General features: G+C 71.9%; 24 protein-coding genes. 9 read left to right on the top strand and 15 right to left on the bottom strand.

Annotation, left to right across the window (positions count from 1 at the left end):
* Nucleotides 1-61 precede the first annotated feature (61 nt).
* Entirely contained in the window at nt 62-1282 is a 1221-nt protein-coding gene (serB, locus tag AQJ58_RS37620; protein WP_067258783.1) for a phosphoserine phosphatase SerB, read from the top strand.
* A 106-nt stretch (nt 1283-1388) separates the two neighbouring features.
* On the opposite strand, the gene AQJ58_RS37615 is transcribed toward serB, so the two are convergent.
* The 4 genes from AQJ58_RS37615 to AQJ58_RS42045 form a co-directional block, all read right to left on the bottom strand.
* Nucleotides 1389-1907, bottom strand: coding sequence for a SixA phosphatase family protein (locus AQJ58_RS37615; protein WP_067258782.1), 519 nt, complete (start codon nt 1905-1907; stop codon nt 1389-1391).
* A gap of 100 nt (nt 1908-2007) precedes the next feature.
* Nucleotides 2008-2223, bottom strand: coding sequence for a hypothetical protein (locus AQJ58_RS37610; RefSeq protein WP_067258780.1), 216 nt, complete (start codon nt 2221-2223; stop codon nt 2008-2010).
* Between the two features lie 151 nt (nt 2224-2374).
* On the bottom strand, nt 2375-2488 hold the full coding sequence (locus tag AQJ58_RS45565) for an SGM_5486 family transporter-associated protein (RefSeq protein ID WP_099054046.1): 114 nt from the start codon (nt 2486-2488) through the stop codon (nt 2375-2377).
* 43 nt (nt 2489-2531) lie between these two features.
* On the bottom strand, nt 2532-4220 hold the full coding sequence (locus AQJ58_RS42045; protein WP_234360431.1) for a CynX/NimT family MFS transporter: 1689 nt from the start codon (nt 4218-4220) through the stop codon (nt 2532-2534).
* A gap of 68 nt (nt 4221-4288) precedes the next feature.
* Between AQJ58_RS42045 and AQJ58_RS37595 the strand changes: the two genes are divergently transcribed.
* A complete protein-coding gene (locus AQJ58_RS37595) occupies nt 4289-4981 on the top strand; it encodes a FadR/GntR family transcriptional regulator (RefSeq protein ID WP_067258778.1) in 693 nt (230 codons plus the stop codon).
* Nucleotides 4982-5038: 57 nt separating this feature from the next.
* On the opposite strand, the gene AQJ58_RS37590 is transcribed toward AQJ58_RS37595, so the two are convergent.
* The 3 genes from AQJ58_RS37590 to fabG form a co-directional block, all read right to left on the bottom strand.
* A complete protein-coding gene (locus tag AQJ58_RS37590; protein WP_067258776.1) occupies nt 5039-5362 on the bottom strand; it encodes a hypothetical protein in 324 nt (107 codons plus the stop codon).
* A gap of 127 nt (nt 5363-5489) precedes the next feature.
* Nucleotides 5490-6257, bottom strand: coding sequence for an enoyl-ACP reductase FabI (gene fabI, locus AQJ58_RS37585; protein WP_067258774.1), 768 nt, complete (start codon nt 6255-6257; stop codon nt 5490-5492).
* A 5-nt stretch (nt 6258-6262) separates the two neighbouring features.
* Complete coding sequence (gene fabG / locus AQJ58_RS37580) at nt 6263-6982, bottom strand: 3-oxoacyl-[acyl-carrier-protein] reductase (protein ID WP_067258772.1); 720 nt, start codon at nt 6980-6982, stop codon at nt 6263-6265.
* Between the two features lie 243 nt (nt 6983-7225).
* On the opposite strand from fabG, the gene AQJ58_RS37575 reads away from it, so the two are divergent.
* The 3 genes from AQJ58_RS37575 to tyrS are packed head-to-tail and all read left to right on the top strand — an operon-like array spanning nt 7226 to nt 11452.
* Nucleotides 7226-8749, top strand: a complete 1524-nt coding sequence (locus AQJ58_RS37575) for a TldD/PmbA family protein (RefSeq protein WP_067258771.1) — start codon at nt 7226-7228, stop codon at nt 8747-8749.
* Nucleotides 8746-10140: a metallopeptidase TldD-related protein gene (locus AQJ58_RS37570; RefSeq protein ID WP_067258770.1), complete on the top strand. Its 1395-nt coding sequence runs from the start codon at nt 8746-8748 to the stop codon at nt 10138-10140. Before AQJ58_RS37575 ends, AQJ58_RS37570 begins: the two co-directional genes overlap by 4 nt.
* Before the next feature lie 43 nt (nt 10141-10183).
* Complete coding sequence (tyrS, locus tag AQJ58_RS37565) at nt 10184-11452, top strand: tyrosine--tRNA ligase (RefSeq protein ID WP_067258769.1); 1269 nt, start codon at nt 10184-10186, stop codon at nt 11450-11452.
* Between the two features lie 112 nt (nt 11453-11564).
* Here tyrS and AQJ58_RS37560 read toward each other — a convergent pair whose 3' ends face one another.
* Nucleotides 11565-11843, bottom strand: coding sequence for a GlsB/YeaQ/YmgE family stress response membrane protein (locus AQJ58_RS37560; protein WP_055636400.1), 279 nt, complete (start codon nt 11841-11843; stop codon nt 11565-11567).
* A gap of 202 nt (nt 11844-12045) precedes the next feature.
* Between AQJ58_RS37560 and AQJ58_RS37555 the strand changes: the two genes are divergently transcribed.
* Nucleotides 12046-12411: a DUF3099 domain-containing protein gene (locus AQJ58_RS37555; RefSeq protein WP_067258768.1), complete on the top strand. Its 366-nt coding sequence runs from the start codon at nt 12046-12048 to the stop codon at nt 12409-12411.
* 195 nt (nt 12412-12606) lie between these two features.
* On the top strand, nt 12607-12822 hold the full coding sequence (locus AQJ58_RS37550) for a hypothetical protein (protein ID WP_067258766.1): 216 nt from the start codon (nt 12607-12609) through the stop codon (nt 12820-12822).
* 12 nt (nt 12823-12834) lie between these two features.
* Here the strand turns inward: AQJ58_RS37550 and moaA are convergent, their stop codons facing one another.
* The 3 genes from moaA to AQJ58_RS37535 all read right to left on the bottom strand — a co-directional run bounded on the left by moaA (nt 12835) and on the right by AQJ58_RS37535 (nt 15955).
* The gene (gene moaA / locus AQJ58_RS37545) at nt 12835-13824 is read right to left on the bottom strand and encodes a GTP 3',8-cyclase MoaA (RefSeq protein WP_067258764.1); all 990 of its coding nucleotides are present in this window, start codon (nt 13822-13824) and stop codon (nt 12835-12837) included.
* A 149-nt stretch (nt 13825-13973) separates the two neighbouring features.
* The gene (locus AQJ58_RS37540) at nt 13974-15602 is read right to left on the bottom strand and encodes a solute symporter family protein (protein WP_067258762.1); all 1629 of its coding nucleotides are present in this window, start codon (nt 15600-15602) and stop codon (nt 13974-13976) included.
* On the bottom strand, nt 15599-15955 hold the full coding sequence (locus tag AQJ58_RS37535) for a DUF485 domain-containing protein (protein WP_067258758.1): 357 nt from the start codon (nt 15953-15955) through the stop codon (nt 15599-15601). Before AQJ58_RS37535 ends, AQJ58_RS37540 begins: the two co-directional genes overlap by 4 nt.
* Nucleotides 15956-16211: 256 nt before the next feature.
* Between AQJ58_RS37535 and AQJ58_RS37530 the strand changes: the two genes are divergently transcribed.
* Nucleotides 16212-17759: a S8 family serine peptidase gene (locus tag AQJ58_RS37530; RefSeq protein WP_067258756.1), complete on the top strand. Its 1548-nt coding sequence runs from the start codon at nt 16212-16214 to the stop codon at nt 17757-17759.
* A 66-nt stretch (nt 17760-17825) separates the two neighbouring features.
* Entirely contained in the window at nt 17826-19190 is a 1365-nt protein-coding gene (locus AQJ58_RS37525; RefSeq protein WP_067258755.1) for a CoA transferase, read from the top strand.
* Nucleotides 19191-19324: 134 nt separating this feature from the next.
* On the opposite strand, the gene AQJ58_RS37520 is transcribed toward AQJ58_RS37525, so the two are convergent.
* The 4 genes from AQJ58_RS37520 to AQJ58_RS37505 all read right to left on the bottom strand — a co-directional run bounded on the left by AQJ58_RS37520 (nt 19325) and on the right by AQJ58_RS37505 (nt 22869).
* Entirely contained in the window at nt 19325-20368 is a 1044-nt protein-coding gene (locus AQJ58_RS37520) for a zinc-dependent alcohol dehydrogenase family protein (RefSeq protein WP_067258753.1), read from the bottom strand.
* Between the two features lie 36 nt (nt 20369-20404).
* Complete coding sequence (locus AQJ58_RS37515) at nt 20405-21088, bottom strand: lysoplasmalogenase (protein ID WP_067258751.1); 684 nt, start codon at nt 21086-21088, stop codon at nt 20405-20407.
* The gene (locus AQJ58_RS37510; RefSeq protein ID WP_067258750.1) at nt 21085-21963 is read right to left on the bottom strand and encodes a sterol desaturase family protein; all 879 of its coding nucleotides are present in this window, start codon (nt 21961-21963) and stop codon (nt 21085-21087) included. Before AQJ58_RS37510 ends, AQJ58_RS37515 begins: the two co-directional genes overlap by 4 nt.
* 171 nt (nt 21964-22134) lie before the next feature.
* Nucleotides 22135-22869 carry a VIT1/CCC1 transporter family protein gene (locus AQJ58_RS37505; RefSeq protein WP_067258826.1) on the bottom strand — a complete coding sequence of 245 codons (735 nt, stop codon included), beginning with the start codon at nt 22867-22869 and terminating at the stop codon, nt 22135-22137.
* Between the last annotated feature and the right edge of the window lie 24 nt (nt 22870-22893).

The following is a 22893-nucleotide window of genomic DNA, read 5'->3' as shown; positions in this document are numbered from 1 at the left end:
TGTCCGCTAGTCGGACCTCTGCGGCGAAAGGCACTGGGTGCCGGATACGGTGGGATACATCATGAGAGCTTCGCAGACTTCGCCGACCTCGTCCTCTGATGCCCCCACGCTCCTTGTCAAGATCTTCGGCAAGGACAGGCCCGGCATCACGGCCGGTCTCTTCGACACCCTCGCGGCCTACTCCGTCGACGTGGTCGACATCGAGCAGGTGGTCACCCGTGGCCGGATGGTGCTGTGCGCGCTCGTGACCGCGCCGCCGCTGTCGCAGGAGGGTGACCTCCGCCGCACGGTCCACAACTGGGCCGAGTCGGTCAAGATGCAGGCAGAGATCATCTCGGGTCTCGGTGACAACCGTCCGCGCGGACTCGGTCGCTCCCTGGTGACCGTCCTCGGCCATCCACTGACCGCGGAGGCCACCGCCAAGGTCGCCGCCAAGATCGCCAAGGCCGGCGGCAACATCGACCGTATCTTCCGCCTCGCCAAGTACCCCGTCACAGCCGTCGAGTTCGCGATCTCCGGGGTGGAGACCGGGCCGCTGCGCACCGCGCTGGTCACGGACGCGCGGGCGCTCGGGGTGGACGTCGCCGTGGTGGACGCGGGTCTGCACCGGCGGGCCCAGCGGCTCGTCGTCATGGACGTCGACTCGACCCTGATCCAGGACGAGGTGATCGAGCTCTTCGCGGCGCACGCCGGCTGTGAGGACAAGGTCGCCGAGGTGACGGCGGCGGCGATGCGCGGGGAGCTGGACTTCGAGCAGTCGCTGCATGCGCGGGTGGCGCTGCTGGAGGGGCTGGACGCCTCGGTGGTGGACAAGGTGCGCGCCGAGGTCCGGCTGACGCCGGGGGCGCGCACACTGATCCGCACCCTGAAGCGGCTCGGCTACCAGGTGGGGGTCGTCTCCGGCGGCTTCACCCAGGTCACCGACGATCTGAAGGAGCGGCTGGGGCTGGACTTCGCCCAGGCCAACACGCTGGAGATCGTCGACGGCCGGCTGACGGGCCGGGTCACCGGCGAGATCGTGGACCGGGCGGGCAAGGCGCGGCTGCTGCGCCGGTTCGCCGCGGAGGCGGGCGTACCGCTCTCGCAGACCGTGGCGATCGGCGACGGCGCCAATGACCTGGACATGCTGAACGCGGCCGGCCTCGGGGTGGCCTTCAACGCCAAGCCGGTGGTGCGCGAGGCCGCGCACACGGCGGTGAACGTGCCCTTCCTCGACACGGTCCTGTATCTGCTGGGCATCACCCGTGAAGAGGTCGAGGCGGCGGAGACCCACACCGAGTAGGGCGGCGTCGAGCGGCACCTCGTACGTCGAGGAGGCCTCGGAGGGACAGGCAGGGCCCGGTGCCGAAAGGTGCCGGGCCCTCGCGTGTCCGCCCGTGCCGGGCGGGTCACTCCTCGGGCGCCCAGTAGTCGGTGAGCGTGGCCACGGCCGGCTCCAGGGACTTCCAGGAGCCGTCGAAGGTGAGGACGGCGAAGGAGGAGGCCGGGAAGCCGCGGCGGGTCATCCGCTCGTGGGCCTCGCTCCCGGCCGCGTCGGTCAGGATGTCGGTGAGGGCGTGGACGCCGGGGTTGTGGCCGATCAGGATGACGCTGTGCACGTCGTCCGGGGTCTCGTTGAGCAGGGCGATCAGCTCGCCCGGGGAGGCCTCGTAGATCCGCTCCTCGTAGACCGTTTTCGGCCGGTGCGGGAGTTCGTGGACGGCGAGCTTCCATGTCTCCCTGGTGCGGACCGCGGTGGAGCACAGCGCCAGGTCGAGGGGGATGCCGCTGTCGGCCAGTCTGCGTCCGGCGACGGCGGCGTCCTTCCGGCCCCGCTCGGCGAGCGGGCGCTCGTGGTCGTTCACCTGTGGCCAGTCGGCTTTCGCATGCCGGAAGAGGACGATCCTGCGGGGTTCTGCGACGCTCATGAGTCCCAGCTTCGCATGAAACAGGCCATGGGGCGCAGGGAGTTGACATGGGGCTTTGCCGCTCTTCCCGGGGGTGCGGAGTGCGGTCGGGGCGTGCTCGTCACGGCTGGCGCGCGAGGAGGAGCCGCACGCGCTCGACGAGGTGGGTGATCGCCGGGTCGCCGCCGGCGGCATGGGCGTCCGACGGGTTCAGTATCAGGACGAGCAGGGCGATGAAGGCGAGGGTCGGCAGGGCGAGGGCCCACCAGGGCAGCCGGGCGTCGATCCGGGCCCGGGCGGCGGTCGGGCGGGGCCGGGTGAGCACTGGGGCCGACATGGATGCCTCCGGTCGTCTTCGAGCGGTCCGTGGTCCGCGTCGTACGGCCACATCTCGAAGCTACGGAATCGGCGGCCCGCAACCCATCCGGTGATCCACCCACTTGACCCTGACCCTCACCCCCTAGGGGACGGGGGGGTTAACCCCACCCTCAGGGTGCGGCGATCGTGGCGATGACGGCGATGATCACGAAGATGGCGAGGAACGAGCCGAAGACCATCAGCATCTTCTTCTGGCCGTTCTGGGGGTTCGGGTCGAGCACCATGCGCCCAGTGTCGCACCCGTGGTCCGCCGCACGGCCGCCGGGGTCAGCGGGCGGCCGCCTCGTCCTCCACGGTGCCGGGGCGGCCGGCCAGGACGCCCACGGCCATCTGCGGGAGCATGAGCGCGGCCATGAGCGCCAGGGGCAGCCCCCAGCCTCCGCTGTGCTGGTAGAGCACGCCGACCAGGAGGGGGCCGGGGATCGAGATCAGATAGCCCGTGCTCTGCGCGAACGCGGACAGCTGGGCCACGCCCGCGCCGGTCCTGGCGCGCATGCCGACCATGGTGAGGGCCAGTGGGAAGGCGCAGTTCGCGACACCGAGCAGCACGGCCCAGGCCCACGCCCCCGCGGCGGGCGCCAGGTAGAGACCCGTGTAGCCGGCGAGGCCGCAGAGGCCGAGCACGACGACGATCGGGCCCTGCCGCGGCAGCCGGGACGCGACGCGCGGGATGACGTAGGCCAGGGGGACGCCCATCGCCATGGTGACGGCGAGCAGCACGCCGGCCTCGCCTGCGGACACGCCCGCGTCCCGGAAGATCTGGGCCATCCAGCCCATGGTGATGTAGGCGGCGGTGGCCTGGAGCCCGAAGAAGACGGCGAGCGCCCAGGCGGTACGGCTGCGGGTGATGCGCAGGACGTCCGGTCGCTCCACGCGCGCGTGCGGGCCGGCAGGTGCGCCGGGCGCGGGCTCTGCGGCCCTGGGGGCGGGCTCGGCGGCCCCGAGCGCGGGCTCGGCGGCCCCGAGCGCGGGCTCGGCGGCCCCAGGGGCGGGTGCACCGGGTGCCGGCCAAGCGGGGGCGGGTGCACCCGGCGCCGACCGGGCGGGAGCGGACGCACCGGACACCGGCCCGGCCGCAGCAGACGCACCGGACACCGGCCGGGCGGAGGCGGGTGTGCCGGGCGTCTGCCGGGCGGGTGCGGGTGTGTCGGGCGTCTCCCGGGCGGAGGCGGGTGCACCCGGCGCCGACCGGGCGGGAGCGGACGCACCGGACACCGGCCCGGCCGCAGCAGACGCACCGGACGCCGACCGGGCGGAGGCGGGTGTGCCGGGCGTCTGCCGGTGGTCCCGGGCGAAGAGGAGCCACGGCAGTACGGCGGCGGCCGCCAGGCCCGCCCACAGGGCGAGGCCGGGGCGCCAGCCGCCGCCCAGGGCCTCCGTCAGCGGTACGGTGACCGCGGCGGCCGCCGAGGTGCCGAGGGCGAGGGCCATCGAGTAGAGGCCGGTCATGGAGCCGACCCGGTCGGGGAAGTGCCGCTTGACGATGACCGGCATCAGGACGTTGCTGACGGCGATGCCCATCAGGGCGAGGGCGCTGGCGGCCAGGAATCCGGCCGTACCGCCCGCGTACGGCCGGATCAGCAGGCCCGCGGTGATCGCCGCCATGCCCGCGCAGACCACCGCGCCCGGGCCGAAGCGGCGGGCGAGGCGCGGGGCCGTGACGCCGAACACGGCGAAGCACAGCGGGGGCACGGAGGTGAGGAGCCCGGCCATGGTGCCGCTCATGCCGAGCCCGGCGCGGACCTCCGCCAGGAGCGCGCCGAGGCTGGTGATCGCGGGCCGGAGGTTGAGCGCGGCCAGCACGATGCCGGCGATGAGCAGCCGGGTGCGCCACGCGTGCGTGCCCGTGCGCGTGGCGGAGGCGGCCACCGGCGTTCGGGTGGGCGGGGGTGTCGCCGTACTGGTCGTTCTGGTCGTGCTGGTCGTGCTGGTCGTGCTGGTGTCCTCGGTGGCCATGCCGCCCATCATAGAATCATAGGATGAATGCCTGTCCAGTCCTGTGACGCCCTGTGAGAAGGTGTGCCATGCCCCTGAGCCATCCCCGTCGCTCGGCCCTCTCCGAGCAGGTCATCGCCGAGCTGCGCCACCAGATCACCTCGGGTGAGTGGCCGGTCGGCTCCCGGATCCCCACCGAGCCGGAGCTGGTCGAGCAGCTGGGCGTCGCCCGCAACACGGTCCGTGAGGCCGTGCGCGCCCTCGCGCACAACGGGCTGCTGGCCATCCGGCAGGGCTCGGGGACGTATGTCGTGGCGACCAGCGAGCTGGCGGGCGTGATGCACCGGCGGTTCGCGGACGCCGACCCCCGGCACATCGCCGAGCTGCGCTCCAACCTGGAGTCGGGGGCGGCGCGGCTCGCGGCCGAGCGGCGCACGGAGAAGGACCTCAAGCAGCTGGACGCGCTGCTGCGGCGGCGCGAGGAGGCCTGGGAGTCGGGGGACGCGGAGGCCTTCGTGGCCGCCGACGGGACCTTCCACCTGGCAGTGGTGGCCGCCTCGCACAACGACGTCATGACCGCGCTCCACGCCGACCTGGGCGAGGTGCTGCGGGACTGGCTGCGCGAGGACGTCGGCGACCGGCTGACGCCGGAGACGTACATGGACCACACCCGGCTGGTGGACGCGATCCGCGCGGGCGACGCGGAGACGGCCGCGGCGCAGGCGGCCGGCTATCCGCTGGTCTGCCGTCCGGGCCGGGTCACGGGGTCCGGCGCGGGCTGAGCGGCGGACGGCCCGGCGGCCGTCTGCCCGGTGCGGGCCTGCTCGGCTCGGGCCGCCTCAGACCTTCTCGTGGGTGACCCAGGCCCGGTCGACCTCCTTCCAGCAGCGCCCGGTGAGCCGTACGGTCAGGGCGGGGCCGGCGTCGACGGGGGTGCCGTCGGTGTCGAGGTCCCACCAGCGCGCGCACTCGATGTGCAGCGTGACGCGGTCGACGTCGACGTAGGGGTTGTGGCAGTGGGCGACGACATGGGAGCCGTCGACGGTGATGCGGCACTCCGCGCCGAAGGGATCGGGACGCTCATGGGGCAGCGCCTGATGGGGCGCGCAGAGCACGAGCGCGACGGCGGAGGTCAGGGGGGCGAGAGCACGGTACAGACGCACAGGCGAACCTCCTCGGCAGGGCTGGGGAGGGCTGCGCGGAGGTGAACGCGCACTTCATCGTGCCTGTTCGCGGGCGTGTCCCGCCCGGCCTGATAGGCCGGACGGGTGACACGGAAGGGGGGTGGCGTCAGGCGCCGATGGCGTGCAGACCGCCGTCGACGTGGATGATCTCGCCGGTGGTCTTAGGGAACCAGTCGCTGAGCAGGGCGACGATGCCCTTGCCGGCCGGCTCCGGGTCCTTCAGGTCCCACTCCAGCGGGGAGCGGGTGTCCCACACCGCGGCCAGGTCGCTGAAGCCCGGGATGGACTTGGCGGCCATCGAGCCGAGCGGGCCCGCGGAGATCAGGTTGCACCGGATGTTCTGCTTGCCCAGGTCGCGCGCGATGTAGCGGCTGGTGGCCTCCAGGGCGGCCTTGGCCGGGCCCATCCAGTCGTACTGCGGCCAGGCGTACTGCGCGTCGAAGGTGAGACCGACGACCGAGCCGCCGTTCTGCATCAGCGGCAGGCAGGCCATGGTCAGCGACTTCAGGGAGTACGCCGAGACGTGCATGGCCGTGGCGACCGACTCGAACGGCGTGTTGAGGAAGTTGCCGCCGAGCGCGTCCTGCGGCGCGAAGCCGATGGAGTGCACGACGCCGTCGAGGCCGCCGAGCTCCTCGCCGACGACGTCGGCCAGCCGGCCCAGGTGCTCGGCGTTCGTCACGTCGAGCTCGATGACCTTGGTGGGCTTCGGCAGCTTCCTGGCGATGCGCTCGGTCAGCGTCGGCCGCGGGAACGCGGTCAGGATGATCTCGGCACCCTGCTCCTGGGCCAGCTTGGCGGCGTGGAACGCGATGGAGGACTCCATCAGCACACCGGAGATCAGGACGCGCTTGCCCTCGAGAATTCCGCTCATGGTGATCAGTGACCCATTCCCAGTCCGCCGTCAACGGGGATGACGGCTCCAGTGATGTACGAGGCGTCGTCCGAAGCGAGGAACCGCACCGTCGCGGCGATCTCCTCCGGCTGCGCGTACCGGCCGAGCGGGACCTGCGAGACGATGCCCGCGCGCTGCTCGTCGGTGAGCACCTTGGTCATGTCGGTGTCGACGAAGCCGGGCGCGACGACGTTGAACGTGATGTTGCGCGACCCCAGCTCACGGGCGAGGGAGCGCGCGAAGCCGACGAGGCCGGCCTTGGACGCGGCGTAGTTCGCCTGGCCGGGAGAGCCGTAGAGCCCCACGACCGACGAGATGAGGACGACCCGGCCCTTCTTGGCGCGCAGCATGCCGCGGTTGGCCCGCTTGACGACGCGGAAGGTGCCGGTGAGGTTGGTGTCGACGACCGAGGTGAAGTCCTCCTCGGACATGCGCATCAGGAGCTGGTCCTTGGTGACGCCGGCGTTGGCGATCAGGACCTCGACGGGGCCGTGCTCGGCCTCGATCTCCTTGTAGGCCTGCTCCACCTGCTCGGCGTCGGTGATGTCGCACTTGACGGCCAGGCAGCCCAATTCGGTGAGGGCCTGCGGCGGTTCGCCCGAGCGGTATGTGATCGCGACCTTGTCGCCGGCGTCGGCGAACGCGCGGGCGATGGCGAGGCCGATGCCCCGGTTTCCTCCGGTGACGAGAACCGAGCGGCTCAACGGATCACCCTTTCGATAGGGGTCTGACACACCTGCCCGGGACCTGGACGGCAGGCGGCTTCCCTCGAAACCTATCGGTCCGGCCGCGCGCGCGGACATTCGGGCACCGACAGTGGGGCACGGGACTCACTGTGGGGTCCCTACAGAAACTTTGCGGCAGGCGCTCCGAAAGGTGTGGTCCGACGGCCGCCCGGCGCGACATGATCGGGGACACACACGCGACGACACCAGGGAGATACGTAGGTGCCTCATACCATCGACGAAAGTTTCACGGCCCTACCTCTGCGCGCCCTCGCCGACGCCGCCCTCGCACGTGCGCGTGCGCTCGGGGCCGAGCACGCGGACTTCCGGTTCGAGCGGGTGCGCAGCGCGTCGTGGCGGCTGCGGGACGCCAAGCCGTCCGGCTCCTCGGACACGACCGACCTGGGGTACGCGGTGCGCGTGGTGCACGGCGGTACGTGGGGCTTCGCGTCCGGCGTGGACCTGACGATGGACGCGGCCGCCCGGGTGGCCTCGCAGGCCGTGGCGATGGCCAAGCTGTCCGCGCAGGTCATCAGGGCCGCCGGGTCCGACGAGCGGGTGGAGCTGGCCGACGAGCCGGTGCACAGCGACCGGACGTGGATCTCGTCCTACGCGATCGATCCGTTCACCGTGCCGGACGAGCAGAAGACCGCGCTGCTGACCGAGTGGAGCCACCGGCTGCTGGCGGCCGACGGCGTCAACCACGTCGACGCCTCGCTGCTCACCGTCCACGAGAACAAGTTCTACGCGGACACGGCGGGGACGGTGACCACCCAGCAGCGGGTGCGGCTGCACCCCTCGCTGACGGCGGTCTCGGTCGACGAGTCCAGCGGTGAGTTCGACTCGATGCGGACGCTCGCGCCGCCGGTGGGCCGGGGCTGGGAGTACCTCACCGGGACCGGCTGGGACTGGGACGACGAGCTGGAGCGGATGCCGGAACTGCTCGCCGAGAAGATGCGGGCGCCCAGCGTGGAGGCCGGGCTGTACGACCTGGTCGTCGACCCGTCCAACCTGTGGCTGACCATCCACGAGTCCATCGGGCACGCCACCGAGCTGGACCGGGCGCTCGGCTACGAGGCCGCCTACGCCGGCACCTCCTTCGCCACCTTCGACCGGCTCGGCAAGCTGCGCTACGGCTCCGACCTGATGAACGTCACCGGTGACCGCACCGCCGAGCACGGCCTGGCGACGATCGGCTACGACGACGAGGGCGTCGAGGGCCAGTCCTGGGACCTGGTGAAGGACGGCACGCTCGTCGGCTACCAGCTGGACCGGCGGATCGCGAAGCTGACCGGCCTGGGCCGCTCCAACGGGTGCGCCTTCGCCGACTCCCCCGGGCACGTGCCGGTGCAGCGGATGGCGAACGTGTCGCTGCGGCCCGATCCGGCGGGGATGTCGACCGAGGACCTGATCGGGAGCGTCGACCGCGGGATCTACGTGGTCGGGGACCGGTCGTGGTCCATCGACATGCAGCGGTACAACTTCCAGTTCACCGGCCAGCGCTTCTTCAAGATCGAGAACGGGCGGATCACCGGGCAGCTGCGGGACGTGGCCTACCAGGCGACGACCACCGACTTCTGGGGGTCCATGGCCGCGGTGGGCGGCCCGCAGACCTATGTGCTCGGCGGCGCGTTCAACTGCGGCAAGGCCCAGCCGGGGCAGGTCGCGGCGGTGTCGCACGGTTGCCCGTCGGCCCTGTTCAAGGGCGTCAACATTCTGAACACCACGCAGGAGGCCGGCCGATGAGCGCCCGTACGAACAAGCCGCACGAGGTCGTCGAGCGCGCCCTCGCGCTGTCGCGGGCCGACGGGTGCGTGGTGATCGCCGACGAGCAGTCGACGGCGAACCTGCGCTGGGCCGGCAACGCGCTGACGACGAACGGCGTCACCCGCTCGCGGACGCTCACCGTGATCGCCACGGTCGACGGCAAGGAGGGCGCCGCCTCCGGGGTCGTCTCGCGGGCCGCGGTGACCGCGGACGAGCTGGAGCCGCTGGTGCGGGCCGCCGAGGCCGCCGCGCGCGGCGCGGGGGCCGCCGAGGACGCGCAGCCGCTGGTCACCGGTGAGGTGGTGGCGCCGGAGTTCACCGAGGCGCCCGCGGAGACCTCGTCCGCGGTGTTCGCCGACTTCGCGCCCGCGCTGGGCGAGGCCTTCGCACGCGCGCGTGCGGGCGGCCGTGAGCTGTACGGCTTCGCCAACCACGAGCTGGTGTCGACGTACCTGGGCACGTCCACGGGCCTGCGGCTGCGGCACGACCAGCCGAACGGCACGCTGGAGCTCAACGCCAAGTCCCCGGACCGTACGCGTTCGGCCTGGGCGGGGCGTTCCACGCGGGACTTCAAGGACGTCGACCCGGCGGCGCTCGACGCCGAGCTCGCCGTACGTCTCGGCTGGGCCGAGCGGCGGATCGCGCTGCCGGCGGGGCGGTACGAGACGCTGCTGCCGCCGACCGCCGTCGCGGACCTGCTGATCTACCAGATGTGGTCGGCGTCGGGCCGGGACGCGGCCGAGGGACGGACGGTGTTCTCCAAGCCCGGCGGCGGCACCCGGCTCGGCGAGCGGCTGTCCGAGCTGCCGCTGACCCTGCGCAGCGACCCGAACGAGCCCGGCCTGGAGTCGGCGCCGTTCGTCCTCGCCCACTCCTCCGGGGGCGACTCGTCCGTGTTCGACAACGGGCTGCCGCTGGCCGCCACCGAGTGGGTCGGCGAGGGGGTGCTGAAGAACCTCATCACCAGCCGGCACAGCGCCGGTCTGACCGGGCTGCCGGTGGCTCCCGCGATCGACAACCTGATCCTCGACGGCGGTGCGGACCGCTCCCTGGAGGAGATGGTCGCGAGCACCACGCGCGGGCTGCTGCTGACCTGCCTGTGGTACATCCGCGAGGTCGACCCGGCGACCCTGCTGCTGACCGGTCTGACCCGGGACGGGGTGTACCTCGTCGAGAACGGCGAGGTCGTCGGCGAGGTGAACAACTTCCGGTTCAACGAGTCGCCGGTCGGTCTGCTGGGCCGCGCGGTGGAGGCCGGGCGCACGGAAAAGACGCTGCCCCGGGAGTGGAGCGACTGGTTCACTAGGGCTGCGATGCCCGCGCTGCGGGTGCCGGACTTCAATATGAGCTCTGTCAGTCAGGGCGTATAACCTCGTACTGACCACGAGCCCACCCCAAGGAGATACGAGAACCGTGACGGACATCGTCGACGAGCTGAAGTGGCGGGGCCTGTTCGCCCTGTCCACCGACGAGGACGCCTTGCGCAAGGCGCTCGCGGACGGCCCCGTCACGTTCTATTGCGGCTTCGACCCGACCGCGCCCTCGTTGCACGTGGGGCACCTGGTGCAGGTGCTCACCGTGCGCCGGCTCCAGCAGGCCGGTCACCGGCCGCTGGCGCTGGTCGGCGGGGCCACGGGTCTGATCGGCGACCCGCGCCCCACGGCGGAGCGCACGCTGAACGACCCGGAGACGGTCGCCGGCTGGGTCGGCAAGCTGCGTGCGCAGATCGAGCCGTTCCTGTCCTTCGAGGGCGAGAACGCGGCCGTGATGGTCAACAACCTCGACTGGACCGCGGGTCTGTCCGCGATCGAGTTCCTGCGGGACATCGGCAAGCACTTCCGCGTCAACAAGATGCTGACGAAGGACTCCGTGGCCCGGCGCCTGGAGTCCGACCAGGGCATCAGCTACACCGAGTTCAGTTACCAGATCCTCCAGGGCATGGACTTCCTCCAGCTCTACCGGCGCCACGGCTGCACGCTCCAGCAGGGCGGCAGCGACCAGTGGGGCAACCTCACGGCCGGTCTGGACCTGATCCACCGGCTGGAGCCGCAGGCCGACGTGCACGCGCTCGCGACGCCACTGATGACCAAGGCGGACGGCACCAAGTTCGGCAAGACCGAGGGCGGCGCGGTCTGGCTCGACCCGGAGATGACGACGCCGTACGCGTTCTACCAGTTCTGGCTGAACGTGGACGACCGGGACATCTCCACCTACCTGCGGATCCTGTCCTTCAAGTCGCGTGCGGAGCTGGAGGAGCTGGAGCGGGAGACCGCGGAGCGGCCGCAGGCGCGGGCCGCCCAGCGGGCGCTGGCGGAGGAGCTGACCACGCTGGTGCACGGCGCCGACCAGACGGCCGCGGTGATCGCCGCGAGCCGGGCGCTGTTCGGGCAGGGCGAGCTGGGCGACCTCGACGAGCGGACGCTGACGGCCGCGCTGTCCGAGGTGCCGCACATCCAGGTCGCCGAGCCGGGCCCGGTCGTGGACCTGTTCGCGCAGGTCGGGCTGGTGGCCAGCAAGTCGGCCGCGCGGCGGACCGTGAAGGAGGGCGGGGCCTACGTGAACAACGTGAAGGTCACGGCCGAGGACGCGGTGCCCGTGAAGGAGGATCTCCTGCACGGGCGGTGGCTGGTGCTGCGGCGGGGGAAGAAGAATCTTGCCGCCGTCGAGGTGACGGGGGCGTAGGAGTAAGCCGCGGGGAGGCGCCCTTTCGGGGGCGCCTCTTTCTCATGACCGCTGCCTCATGGCCGCTGTCTCATGACCGCTGTCTCATGACCGCTGTCTCATGACCGCTGTCTCATGCCCGCTGTTTCCTCTTGCCCAGGGTCGCCATGTACGCCCTGTCCCCCAGGGCCACCACCACGACCGCTGCCACCAGCTGGAAGAGGTGGCGCCACCAGTCGATGCCCGCGGTCTCCTCGACGCCGAAGCCGCGCGCGATCGCGTTGCCGATCACGGCGCCGATGATGCCGAAGATGGTGGTCAGCCAGAGCGGGCTGTGCTGCTTGCCCGGGAGGATCGCCTTGGCGATCAGACCGAGTACGAATCCCACGATGATCGCCCACAACCAGCCCATGGCTGCCTCCTCGTACGGCTCGACGTGAGTGTTGCCCACAGTCTTGTTGTGTACCCCGTACGGCGCATGTCGGGTGCGGCCGTACGCGGTACGGCGCAGGAGGTTCGCCCGGGTACCGGGCGACCCGGTCTCGAAGGCGGCGCAGCCCCGGCGTAACGTGGAGTGCCGGGGAGTGTTCGACGCGGGTGGACGGTGGAATGCGATGCGGAAGCAGGGTGACGGCGGAAAAGCCCAGGTGTTCCGGATCACCGGGGCCCGGCAGGGCCTCCAGGAGGACGTGCGCGGCCGGCAGCGGCGGTACGTGATCTCGATGACGGTCCGTACGGTCGCGGTGATCCTCGCGGCGACCCTGTGGAACGTGGAGCGTCATGTCGCCCTCGTGGCACTGGTGTTGGGGGCGGTCCTGCCGTACATCGCGGTGGTGATCGCCAATGCGGGGCGGGAGAACGCGCCGGGTCTGCCCTCCACGTTCGTCACCGCCCACGTGCGGCCCATGATCGCGCCGCCCGGGACGGACGGCTCCGGGACGGAATCGGTTCCGGAGGAGCGGGCTGAGCCGCGGCCCTGACGGACCCTGCTCGAAGCTCAGGAAAAGCTCAGATCAATCATGCTGTTCCAGTGCCGTGCGACGGGTCGGCCGTGACATACTTCGTACGCGCTCCGCATCCCCCGTCGGAGCGACGGACCGACGCCGGGCAGCTCCCCCCGTGGCTGCTCGGCGTCGCCTTTTGTATGGGTATCTGTGGGACGGAACGACGCACCTGTGACTGACGAGACGCCTATCTGTTCCGCCAAGGGGTGCCGGGTCGCCGCGGTGTGGGTGCTGGCGTGGAACAACCCGAAGATCCATACGCCGGAGCGGCGGAAGACATGGCTGGCGTGTGAGGAGCACCGGGAGCATCTGTCGCAGTTCCTCGGCGTTCGAGGGTTCCTCAAAGACGTCGTGAAGTTCGAGGACTGGGACCCCGAGGGTCACTGACGGGGCGCTGCGCTAGCCCCCGATCGCCGACATCGGGCGGTCCGGCTGGACGAACGCCGGGTCGTCCAGGCCCGCTCCCGCCTTCTTGCCCCACATCGCCAGGCGCCAGCGGCGGGCTATCTCCTCGTCGGGGGCGCCGGAGCGCAGGGCCTCGCGCAGGTCGGTCTCCTCGCGGGCGAAGAGGCAGGTGCGGATCTGGCCGTCGGCGGTGAGGCGGGTGCGGTCGCAGGCCGCGCAGAACGGGCGGGTGACGGAGGCGATGACGCCGACGCTCTGCGGCCCGCAGTCGACCAGCCAGCGTTCGGCGGGGGCGGAGCCCCGCTCGTCCTGGCCCTCGGGGGTGAGGTCGAAGCGGGTGCGGAGGGAGGCGAGGATGTCTCCGGCGGTGACCATGTCCTCGCGCTTCCAGCCGTGCTGGGCGTCCAGGGGCATCTGCTCGATGAAGCGCAGTTCGTAGTCGTGTTCCAGTGCCCAGGCGAGGAGGTCGGGGGCCTCGTCGTCGTTGAGGCCGGGCATGAGGACGGTGTTGACCTTGACCGGGGTGAGACCGGCGTCGCGGGCGGCGCGGAGGCCGTCGAGGACGTCGTGGTGGCGGTCGCGGCGGGTGAGGGTCTTGAAGACGTCCGGGCGGAGCGTGTCGAGGGAGACGTTGACCCGGTCAAGACCTGCTGCCTTGAGCGCGGTCGCGGTGCGGCCCAGGCCGATGCCGTTCGTCGTGAGGGACATCCGGGGGCGCGGGGTCAGCGCCGCGACGCGTTCGACGATGCCGACCAGGCCGGGGCGCAGCAGGGGCTCACCGCCGGTGAAGCGGACCTCCTCGATGCCGAGCGTGGAGACCGCGATGCGGATCAGCCGGACGATCTCGTCGTCCGAGAGGAGGTCGGGCTTGGCCAGCCACTGCAGGCCCTCCTCCGGCATGCAGTACGTACAGCGCAGGTTGCAGCGGTCGGTGAGCGAGACTCTCAGGTCGGTGGCCACTCGACCGTAGGTGTCGATGAGCACGTGGGCCCCCTCCCCGTGGTGGATCGCGGTGTTCCTGTCGTCATCTGCGAGCCTACGCGACGCCACTGACAACGTGAGAGGGAGATCCCACGACGTAAGACGCGGCCGCGTCGTGGGGATCCACGACGCGGCCGCGCTCCCGGAGGGGGTCAGTGGGCCCCGGTGCCCGTCAGGGAGCGGACCTCCAGCTCGGCGTACTTGCCCTGGTCGGGCTCCTCCTTCGACAGGAGGGTGCCGAGGATGCCGAGGAGGAAGCCGACGGGGATGGAGATGATGCCGGGGTTCTCCAGCGGGAACCAGTGGAAGTCGACGTCCGGGAACATCGAGGTGGGCTTGCCGGAGACGACCGGGGAGAACAGCACCAGGCCGACCGCGGTGACCAGGCCGCCGTAGATCGACCAGAGGGCTCCGGAGGTGGTGAACCGCTTCCAGAAGAGGCTGTAGAGGATGGTGGGGAGGTTGGCGGAGGCGGCGACCGCGAAGGCGAGGGCGACCAGGCCGGCGACGTTCAGGTCGCGGGCGAGGGCGCCCAGGAGGATCGAGACGGCGCCGATGCCGACGGTGGCCCAGCGGGCCGCGTTGATCTCCTGCTTCTCGTCGGCCTGGCCCTTCTTGATCACGTTCGCGTAGATGTCGTGCGCGAAGGAGGAGGACGAGGCCAGGGTCAGTCCGGCGACGACCGCGAGGATCGTGGCGAAGGCGACGGCCGAGATGGTGGCGAGCAGGATCGCGCCCCAGTTGGAGTCGGTGCCGCCGAGGTGGAGGGCGAGGAGCGGCGCGGCGGTGTTGCCGGCCTTGTTCGACGCGATGATCTCGTCCGGCTTGATCAGCGCGGCGGCGCCGAAGCCGAGGGCGAGGGTCATCAGGTAGAAGGAGCCGATGAGGCCGATGGCCCAGATGACCGACTTCCGGGCGGCCTTGGCGGTGGGGACGGTGTAGAAGCGGATCAGGATGTGCGGCAGGCCGGCGGTGCCGAGGACCAGGGCGATGCCGAGGGAGATGAAGTCCAGCTTGGTGGTGCCGGTGGCGCCGTACTTCAGGCCGGGCTCCAGGAAGGCGGCGCCCTTGCCGCTGTTGTCGGCGGCCGAGCCGAGCAGGTCGGAGACGTTGAAGTCGAACTTCAGCAGGACCAGGAAGGTCAGCAGCAGCGCTCCGGCGATCAGCAGGACCGCCTTGACCATCTGGACCCAGGTGGTGCCCTTCATGCCGCCGATGGTGACGTAGACGATCATCAGTACGCCGACCAGGGCGACGATGCCGACCTTGCCGCCGTCGCTGGTGATGCCGAGGAGCAGCGAGACCAGGACGCCGGCGCCGGCCATCTGGGCAAGGAGGTAGAAGATCGAGACGACGATCGTGGAGGTGCCGGCGGCGGTGCGGACCGGGCGCTGGCGCATGCGGTAGGCGAGGACGTCGCCCATGGTGTAGCGGCCGGAGTTGCGCAGCGGCTCGGCGACCAGGAGGAGGGCGACGAGCCAGGCGACGAGGAAGCCGATGGAGTAGAGGAAGCCGTCGTAGCCGAAGAGGGCGATGGCGCCGGCGATGCCGAGGAAGGACGCGGCGGACATGTAGTCGCCGGAGACCGCGAGGCCGTTCTGGAATCCGGTGAACTGGCGTCCGCCCGCGTAGAAGTCGGCCGCGTCCTTGGTCTGCCGGCCCGCCCAGACCGTGATGACGAGGGTCGCCGCGACGAAGACCGCGAACAGGGTGATGATCAGCGGCCGGTGCTCGCTCGCCTCGCCGGCCGCGAGCAGGGTGGTGTGCTGTGCGGGGCTCATGCGCCGCCCTCCATCCGGGACTTGATGGCGTCGGCCTTGGGGTCGAACGTGGCGGCGGCGGTGCGCGCGTACCACCAGGCGATGAGGAACGTGGTGAGGAACTGGGCGAGTCCGAGGGCCAGGGCCACGTTGACGTTGCCGAAGAGCTTGGTGCCCATGAAGTCGCCCGCGTAGTTGGAGAGCAGGACGAAGAGGAGGTACCAGGCGATGAAGCCGACGGTCAGCGGGAAGGCGAAACCGCGGTAGGAGCCGCGCAGTTCACCGAACTCCGCGCTCTCCTGCACCGCGACGAACTCCTCGGTGGAGGGGAGTTGGGCTTGGGTTTTCGAGGGGGGCGGTGTCTCGGTGGCCACGGAGTCTCCTCGCTTGCGGACGGTGGGTCGGGCGGGGGCTCGATGGTGCACGGCTCCCTGTCCATGGGCACGGCGGCACACTGAGGCGGGTTCAACCCGATCGGGTTCTTTCGTGCGTCGCCGCCTTGATCGCGGCGGTGGCCGTTGCTGGGCGGCGGTCGGGGAGATAGCTTCGACGCAGCACCACCCGTCATGTACCTGCCCAGGCGCGACCCGCGTCCGGGCCGGTCTCGTTTCCGGATGATGTGGAGACCCCATGGCTCATCTGCCTTCCAGACGCCGCCTCGCTCTCGCGGTGCCCGTCGTGCTGTCGCTGACCGCCACCGTCGGCTTCCTGCCGACGGCCGCCACCGCGACCCCGTCCTCCCCCTCGGTCTCGGCCGCGGTGTCGACCGCCGAGGCCGCCGAGGCCGGGACGCTGACGTATGTCGTCAACACGAAGGGGCACCACCGCACGATCGCGTCGGTGAAGAAGGCGATCGCCGCGGCCGGCGGCACCCTGGTGGCGTCGTACGACAGGATCGGCGTGCTCGTCGTCCACTCGGCGAACCCCGACTTCGGGCCGCGGATCCGCGCGGTGCCCGGGGTGCAGTCGGCGGGTGCGACGCGCACCGCGCCGCTCAGCGCGGCGGGGACCACCGACGAGGGGGCCGTGCAGGTCCTGTCGCAGGCGGAGGCCACGAAGATCGAGAAGGCCTCCGCCGCGGCCGGCCAGAGCGAGCCGCTCGAGGCCGACCAGTGGGACCTGCGGGCCATCGGCGCGGACAAGGCCGCCGAAATCGACCCGGGCAGCAGGAGAGTCACGGTCGCCGTGATCGACACCGGTGTGGACGACACCCACCCGGATCTCGCGCCGAACTTCTCGGCGTCCCAGTCGGCCAACTGCGTCGGCGGTGTCGCGGACACCAGCGAGGGCGCCTGGCGGCCGTACACCGCGAACGACTACCACGGCACGCATGTCGCCGGTGAGATAGCCGCGGCCCGCAACGGCATAGGCGTGGCGGGCGTCGCCCCCGGGGTGAAGGTCGCCGGCATCAAGGTGAGCGACCCGAAGGACGGCCTCTTCTACCCGGAGAACGTCGTCTGCGCGTTCGTGTTCGCCGCCGACCACGGCGTGGAGATCACGAACAACAGCTACTACGTTGATCCGTGGCTGTACAACTGCATGGACGACCCCGACCAGCGAGCCATTGTGGACGCGGTCAACCGGGCTCAGCTGTACGCCCAGAAGAAGGGCACGCTCAACGTGGCCTCGGCGGGCAACAGCAACCACGACCTGGACGCCGACGCGCTGGAGGACTCGTCCAGCCCGGACGACTCCACGCCGGTGAAGCGGACGGTCGACCCGCACGAGTGCTTCGACGTGCCGACCCAGCTGCCGGGTGTGGTCACGGTCAGCGCCACGGGCGTCAAGGGCACCAAGTCGTACTACTCCAGCTACGGTCTGGGCGCGGTCGACGTGGCCGCCCCGGGAGGCGACAAGTACCAGATCCCGCAGACGCCGTCGGCCAACGGCCGCATCCTGTCGACGCTGCCGAACAACACCTACGGCTTCCTCCAGGGCACCTCGATGGCGTCCCCGCACGTGGCCGGCGTGGCCGCGCTGCTGAAGTCGACGCACCGGTCCGCCTCCCCGGCCCAGCTGCAGGCCCTGCTCAAGGCGCAGGCGGACAACCCGGGCTGCCCGACCGAGCCGTACGACGGCAACGGTGACGGCGTGGTGGACGCGACCTGCGTCGGCGGCAAGCAGGTCAACGGGTTCTTCGGGTACGGCGTGGTGAACGCGCTGCGGGCCGTCAAGTAGCGCCTGTACGGCGGCCATGACACGCGGCCCCACATATTGATTGAGTCAATACTGCACACTGTAGTCATGACATCAATCAACGATGTGTGGTCGGAGCTGGGCGGCGATCCCGCCCGGCTCGCCCGCGTGTCGGCCGTCGTCCGCGCGGACGCGCTGCCCGCCCGGCTGCCCGTGCGGGAGCTGGCGCGGGCCTGTGTGGGCGCGTCTGCGCTGGCCGGGGCCGAGCTGGGGGCGCTGCGCGCGGGGCTCGCGCGGGTGCCCGCGGTGCGGGTGGACGACGGGGCGGTGGCGACCGCCTTCACCAGTGAGCGGCACCTGCTGGTCGACGGGCGGGCGCCGGTGCCGTTCGCGCCGCTGTCGCGGTTCTGGCGGACGGCGGACGGCTGGGTGCGCACGCACGCCAACTATCCGCACCACCGCGACCGGCTGCTGAGGGCGCTGGGCGTGCCGGACGACCCGGGCGCCGTGGAGGCCGCGATGGCCGGGCGGTCCGCGCGGGACGTCGAGGACGCGGTCTACTCGGCCGGGGGTCTCGCGGTCGCGCTGCGCACGCCCGAGGAGTGGGCCGCGCACCCGCAGGCGGCCGAGGTCGTCGCGCGCCCGCTCGTCGAGCGCGGCCGGCTGGACGGCGCACGCGCGCGGACGTTCCCCGAGCTTGCCGGGACTCCCCTGCTGCCCGCCGCCGGGCTGCGCGTCCTGGACCTCACCCGGGTGCTGGCCGGGCCGGTCGCCACCCGCACGCTCGCCCTCCTGGGCGCGGACGTCCTCAGGCTCGACCCGCCCCGGCTGCCGGAGCTCCCCGACCAGCACGCCGACACCGGTTTCGGAAAGCGCTCGGCCCTGCTGGACCTGGTCTCGGACCGGCGGAGCTTCGAGGAGCTGCTCGCGGGGGCGGATGTCGTCGTCACGGGCTACCGGCCGGGCGCCCTCGACCGGTTCGGCCTCTCCCCCGAGGCGCTGGCCGAACGGCGGCCCGGGCTGGTGGTGGCCCAGGTGTCGGCGTGGGGCGCGTACGGGCCGTGGCGCGACCGGCGGGGCTTCGACAGCCTCGTCCAGGTGGCCACCGGCATCGCGGCCGTCGAGGGGTCGGACGGGCGGCCGGGTGCGCTGCCGGCGCAGGCCCTCGACCACGGCAGCGGCTATCTGCTGGCGGCGGGCGTGCTGCGGGCGCTGACCGAGCAGGCGCACGACGGCGGGAGCCGGCTCGTGCGGGTGGCGCTGGCGCGGACGGCCGCGCTGCTCCTGGACGGCGCCGGGAGTGACCGTGAGGTCGGGGAGGCCGGGACTCGGGCCGAGGGGTGGCTCGGGGAGACGGACAGTGCGGTGGGGCGGCTGCGGTATGCGAAGTCGCCGGTGATCTTCGAGGGGGGTCCGGTGGAGTGGCGACGGCCGCCGGGTCCCTGGGGCGTTGATCCGGCGGCGTGGGGGTGAGCGCCTCGCGCGCCCGCCGTCGCCGCCCGGTCCGACGCCCTGCACCAGGGGCGCGGTGATCTGCCGTCCCGCGAGGACTCCGCCGCGGTGGCTGGTCGCGTGGTTCCCCGTGCCCCGGCGTGCACCCCCTCTGTTCAGTCGGTGACCAGGACCTTCAATGCCGTGCGGTCGTCCATCGCCCGGTAGCCGTCCGGTACCGACTCGATGCCCACCGTGAGGTCGAAGACGGGGGACGGGTCGATCGTGCCGTCGAGGACGTCGGGCAGGAGCTCGGGGATGTAGGCGCGGACCGGGGCGACACCGCCGCGCAGGGTGAGGTTGCGGTCGAACATGACGCCCAGGTCGAGTCCGGTGCCGCTGCCGTGCGGGACGCCGACGTAGCCGATGGCGCCGCCGTCGCGGGTGATGCCGACCGCCGTGCGCATGGACTGCTCGGTGCCGACGGCCTCGACGACGGCGTGCGCGCCCCGGCCGCCGGTGAGTTCGCGGACGGCCAGGGCGGCCTCGTCCCCGCGCGCCGCGACGACGTCCGTGGCGCCGAAGCGGCGCGCGATGTCCGTGCGGACCTGGTGGCGGCCGAGGGCGATGATCCGCTCGGCGCCGAGCCGCTTGGCGGCGAGGACCGCGCACAGACCGACGGCGCCGTCCCCGACGACGGCGACGGTGGCGCCGGGGCGGGCGCCCGCGCCGAGGGCGGCGTGGTGGCCGGTGCCCAGCACGTCGGAGAGGGTGAGCAGCGCGGAGAGCAGGTGCTCGTCGGAGGCGGCCTCCTTCGGCAGCCGGACGAGGGTGCCGTCGGCGAAGGGCACGCGGACGGCCTCGCCCTGGCCGCCGTCGTAGCCGACGGAGCCCCAGAAGCCGCCGTGCTCGCAGGAGGTGGTGAGCCCTTCGCGGCAGTAGTCGCACACCCCGTCGGACCACATGAAAGGCGCGACGACCAGGTCGCCGGTGCGCAGCGTGCTCACCTCGGAGCCGGTCTCCTCGACCACGCCGAGGAACTCGTGCCCGATACGCTGGCCCGGCTGCCGGGCCGCCTCGCCGCGGTACGCCCACAGGTCGCTGCCGCAGATGCAGGCGCGCAGCACGCGCACGACGGCGTCGGTGGGCAGCTGCACCACGGGGTCGGGCACGTCCTCCACCCGCATGTCGTAGGGGGCGTGGATGGTGGTGGCGCGCATGGCGAGGGTCCTTCTCGTGCGGGTGCGTGGGTGCGCTCAGGGGGTGGTCGAGCGCACTTCACGGTACGCCGCCCGTGTCGTCGCGCGTTCCCGGAGGGCACCGCGGACCAGCAGGAACTGCGCGGCGGCGTACGTCAGCATGATCCACAGCTCGGGGCGCGGGGGCTGCGGCCGGCCGGCGATCCCGGTGGCGATGAGGGTGTCCGAGAGCAGGAAGAGCACACCACCGGCCCCGGCTGAGGGGCCGAGGCGGGTGGCGGCGGTGTGGGCCATGGCGGTGAGAAGGGTGCTGTAGGCGGCGACGGGGGCGCGCAGGTCCGGCGGAAGTCCGGGCCACAGGAGGGCGAGGGTGGCGATGAGGACGGCGGCGTAGGCCGGGGCGAGGAGGCCGGCACGCGCGCGGGGGCGGCCGTACCGCATGAAGAGCACGAGGTAGCAGAGGTGTCCGGCCGCGAAGCTCGCCATGCCGGCGAGGAATGCGGGGTCGGCGTCCGACAGGAGGAGCACATCGCCGCCCCAGCCGAAGAGCAGGGCGGCGAGGAGCAGCCGCGGTGCGCCACCCGTGGCCGCCCAGGCGGCGAGGAGCGGCATGAGGAGCGGCTTGGCGACGGTGTGCCCGGGGGGCCGGCCCGCCGCGAGGGAACCGAGGTCGACGGCGGTCGCGAGGACGAAGGCGGTCAGGAGGGGGCGGGGTCGGAGGGGGCGGGGTCGGAGGGTCACGCCGCGCTGCTCCCCCCGACCGCCGCCGCGGCGTCGGCGGGAGGCTGGGCCGGTTGCCATCCCGGTCCCCCGAACACCCGTCCCGCGCGCTCGCGCCAACTGGACGCCGCCTTGATGTCCTTGACGATCGCCCCGTACTCATGGGTGGCGACCTTGATCGGGTTGAACGTGTTGATGTTCTTCGTCAACCCGTAGACGGGCCGCTCCACCTCCGGGACGAACGAGCCGAAGAGCCGGTCCCAGACGATGAGGATGCCGCCGAAGTTGCGGTCGAGGTAGCCACCCTGGGAGGCGTGGTGGACGCGGTGGTGTGAGGGCGTGTTGAACACGAACTCACACCACCGGGGCAGTTTGTCGATGCGTTCGGTGTGGATCCAGAACTGGTAGACGAGGTTGGCGGAGGAGCAGAACGCGAGCGCGGCGGGGTGGACGCCGAGGGCGACGAGCGGGACGTAGAACGGCCAGACGGTGAGGGACGTCCAGGGCTGGCGCAGCGCGGTGGTGAGGTTGAACTTCTCGCTGGAGTGGTGGACGACGTGACAGGCCCACAGGATGCGGACGACATGGTGGCCGCGGTGGGACCAGTAGTAGAAGAAGTCCTGTGCGAGCAGCATGAGCGGGACGGTCCACCACAGGACGGGCACGCGCAGGGGGGTGAGTGCGTGGATCGCCGTATAGAGGGCGACGACGGGGATCTTCCAGACGAAGTCGAAGACCATGCTCCCGAGCCCCATGCCGACGCTCGTCGCGGTGTCCTTCGCCTCGTATCCGGCGGCCTCCTCGTCGGGATGGAGGCGGACGCTGATCATCTCGACCACGGTGAGCAGCACGAACGCGGGCATCGACCACAGCACGACATCGGGCAGATTCGGCATGGAGGCACCGTAGAACCGCAGGTCGGCCGGGGCTAGACGGTGTTACCCACAAGTATTTCCGGGGGTACGCGCTTGCTTGTTGGCGGTCTCCGCCAAGAGCCGGGCGGGTGCCGCCCCCGCGGGGCTGCCGGGTCGCCGCTCGGCGGCCTCCGCACAGCGGACGGCCGGAGATCACACCCCCGCCGCCCCCAGCAACACCCCCACCCCGTACGTCACCCCCATCGCCAGCGCTCCCCCGCACACGTTGCGCAGGACGGCCCGCCGGGGTGCGGCGGCCCCCAGCCGGGCGCTGCTCCAGCCGGTGCAGAACAGGGCGATCAGGACCGAGACCACCGTCACCGGCAGGCGCCAGCCGACGGGGGGCAGGACGATCGCGAGGAGGGGCAGGAGGGCACCGGCGGTGAAGGCGAGGAAGCTCGCCCAGGCCGCGTGCCAGGGGTTGGTGAGGTCGTCGGGGTCGATGCCCAGCTCCACGCGCGCGTGGGCCCGCAGGGCGTCACGTTCCGTCAGCTGGACGGCGGCCTCGCGGGCCACCTCGCGGGTGAGGCCGCGCTCCTCCAGCAGCCCGGTGAGTTCCTCCAGTTCGGCCTCCGGCTGTTCGCGCAGCTCGCGCCGCTCCTGTGCGAGGGCCGCCTTCTCGGAGTCGCGCTGCGTGGACACCGACACGTACTCCCCGGCCGCCATCGACAGGGACCCGGCCAGCAGGCCGGCCAGACCCGCCGTCAGCAGCGCCGAGCGGTCCTCGGTGGCGCCGGCCACGCCGACGACCAGGCCCGCGGTGGAGACGATGCCGTCGTTGGCGCCGAGCACGGCGGCGCGCAGCCAGTTCAACCGGGAGCCGAGGGTGCCCTCGTGGGTCTCGCGGTGGGGTGGTTCCGCGTCGGGTCGCGTCTGCCGTTCCGTCACGGGAGGGAGGATGACATCCGGTGC

The organism is Streptomyces sp. DSM 15324 (assembly GCF_001514285.1).
Lineage (GTDB): Bacteria > Actinomycetota > Actinomycetes > Streptomycetales > Streptomycetaceae > Streptomyces.
Note: the sequence above shows the minus strand (reverse complement) of the source record. Positions and strands in the feature narration are given on the sequence as shown.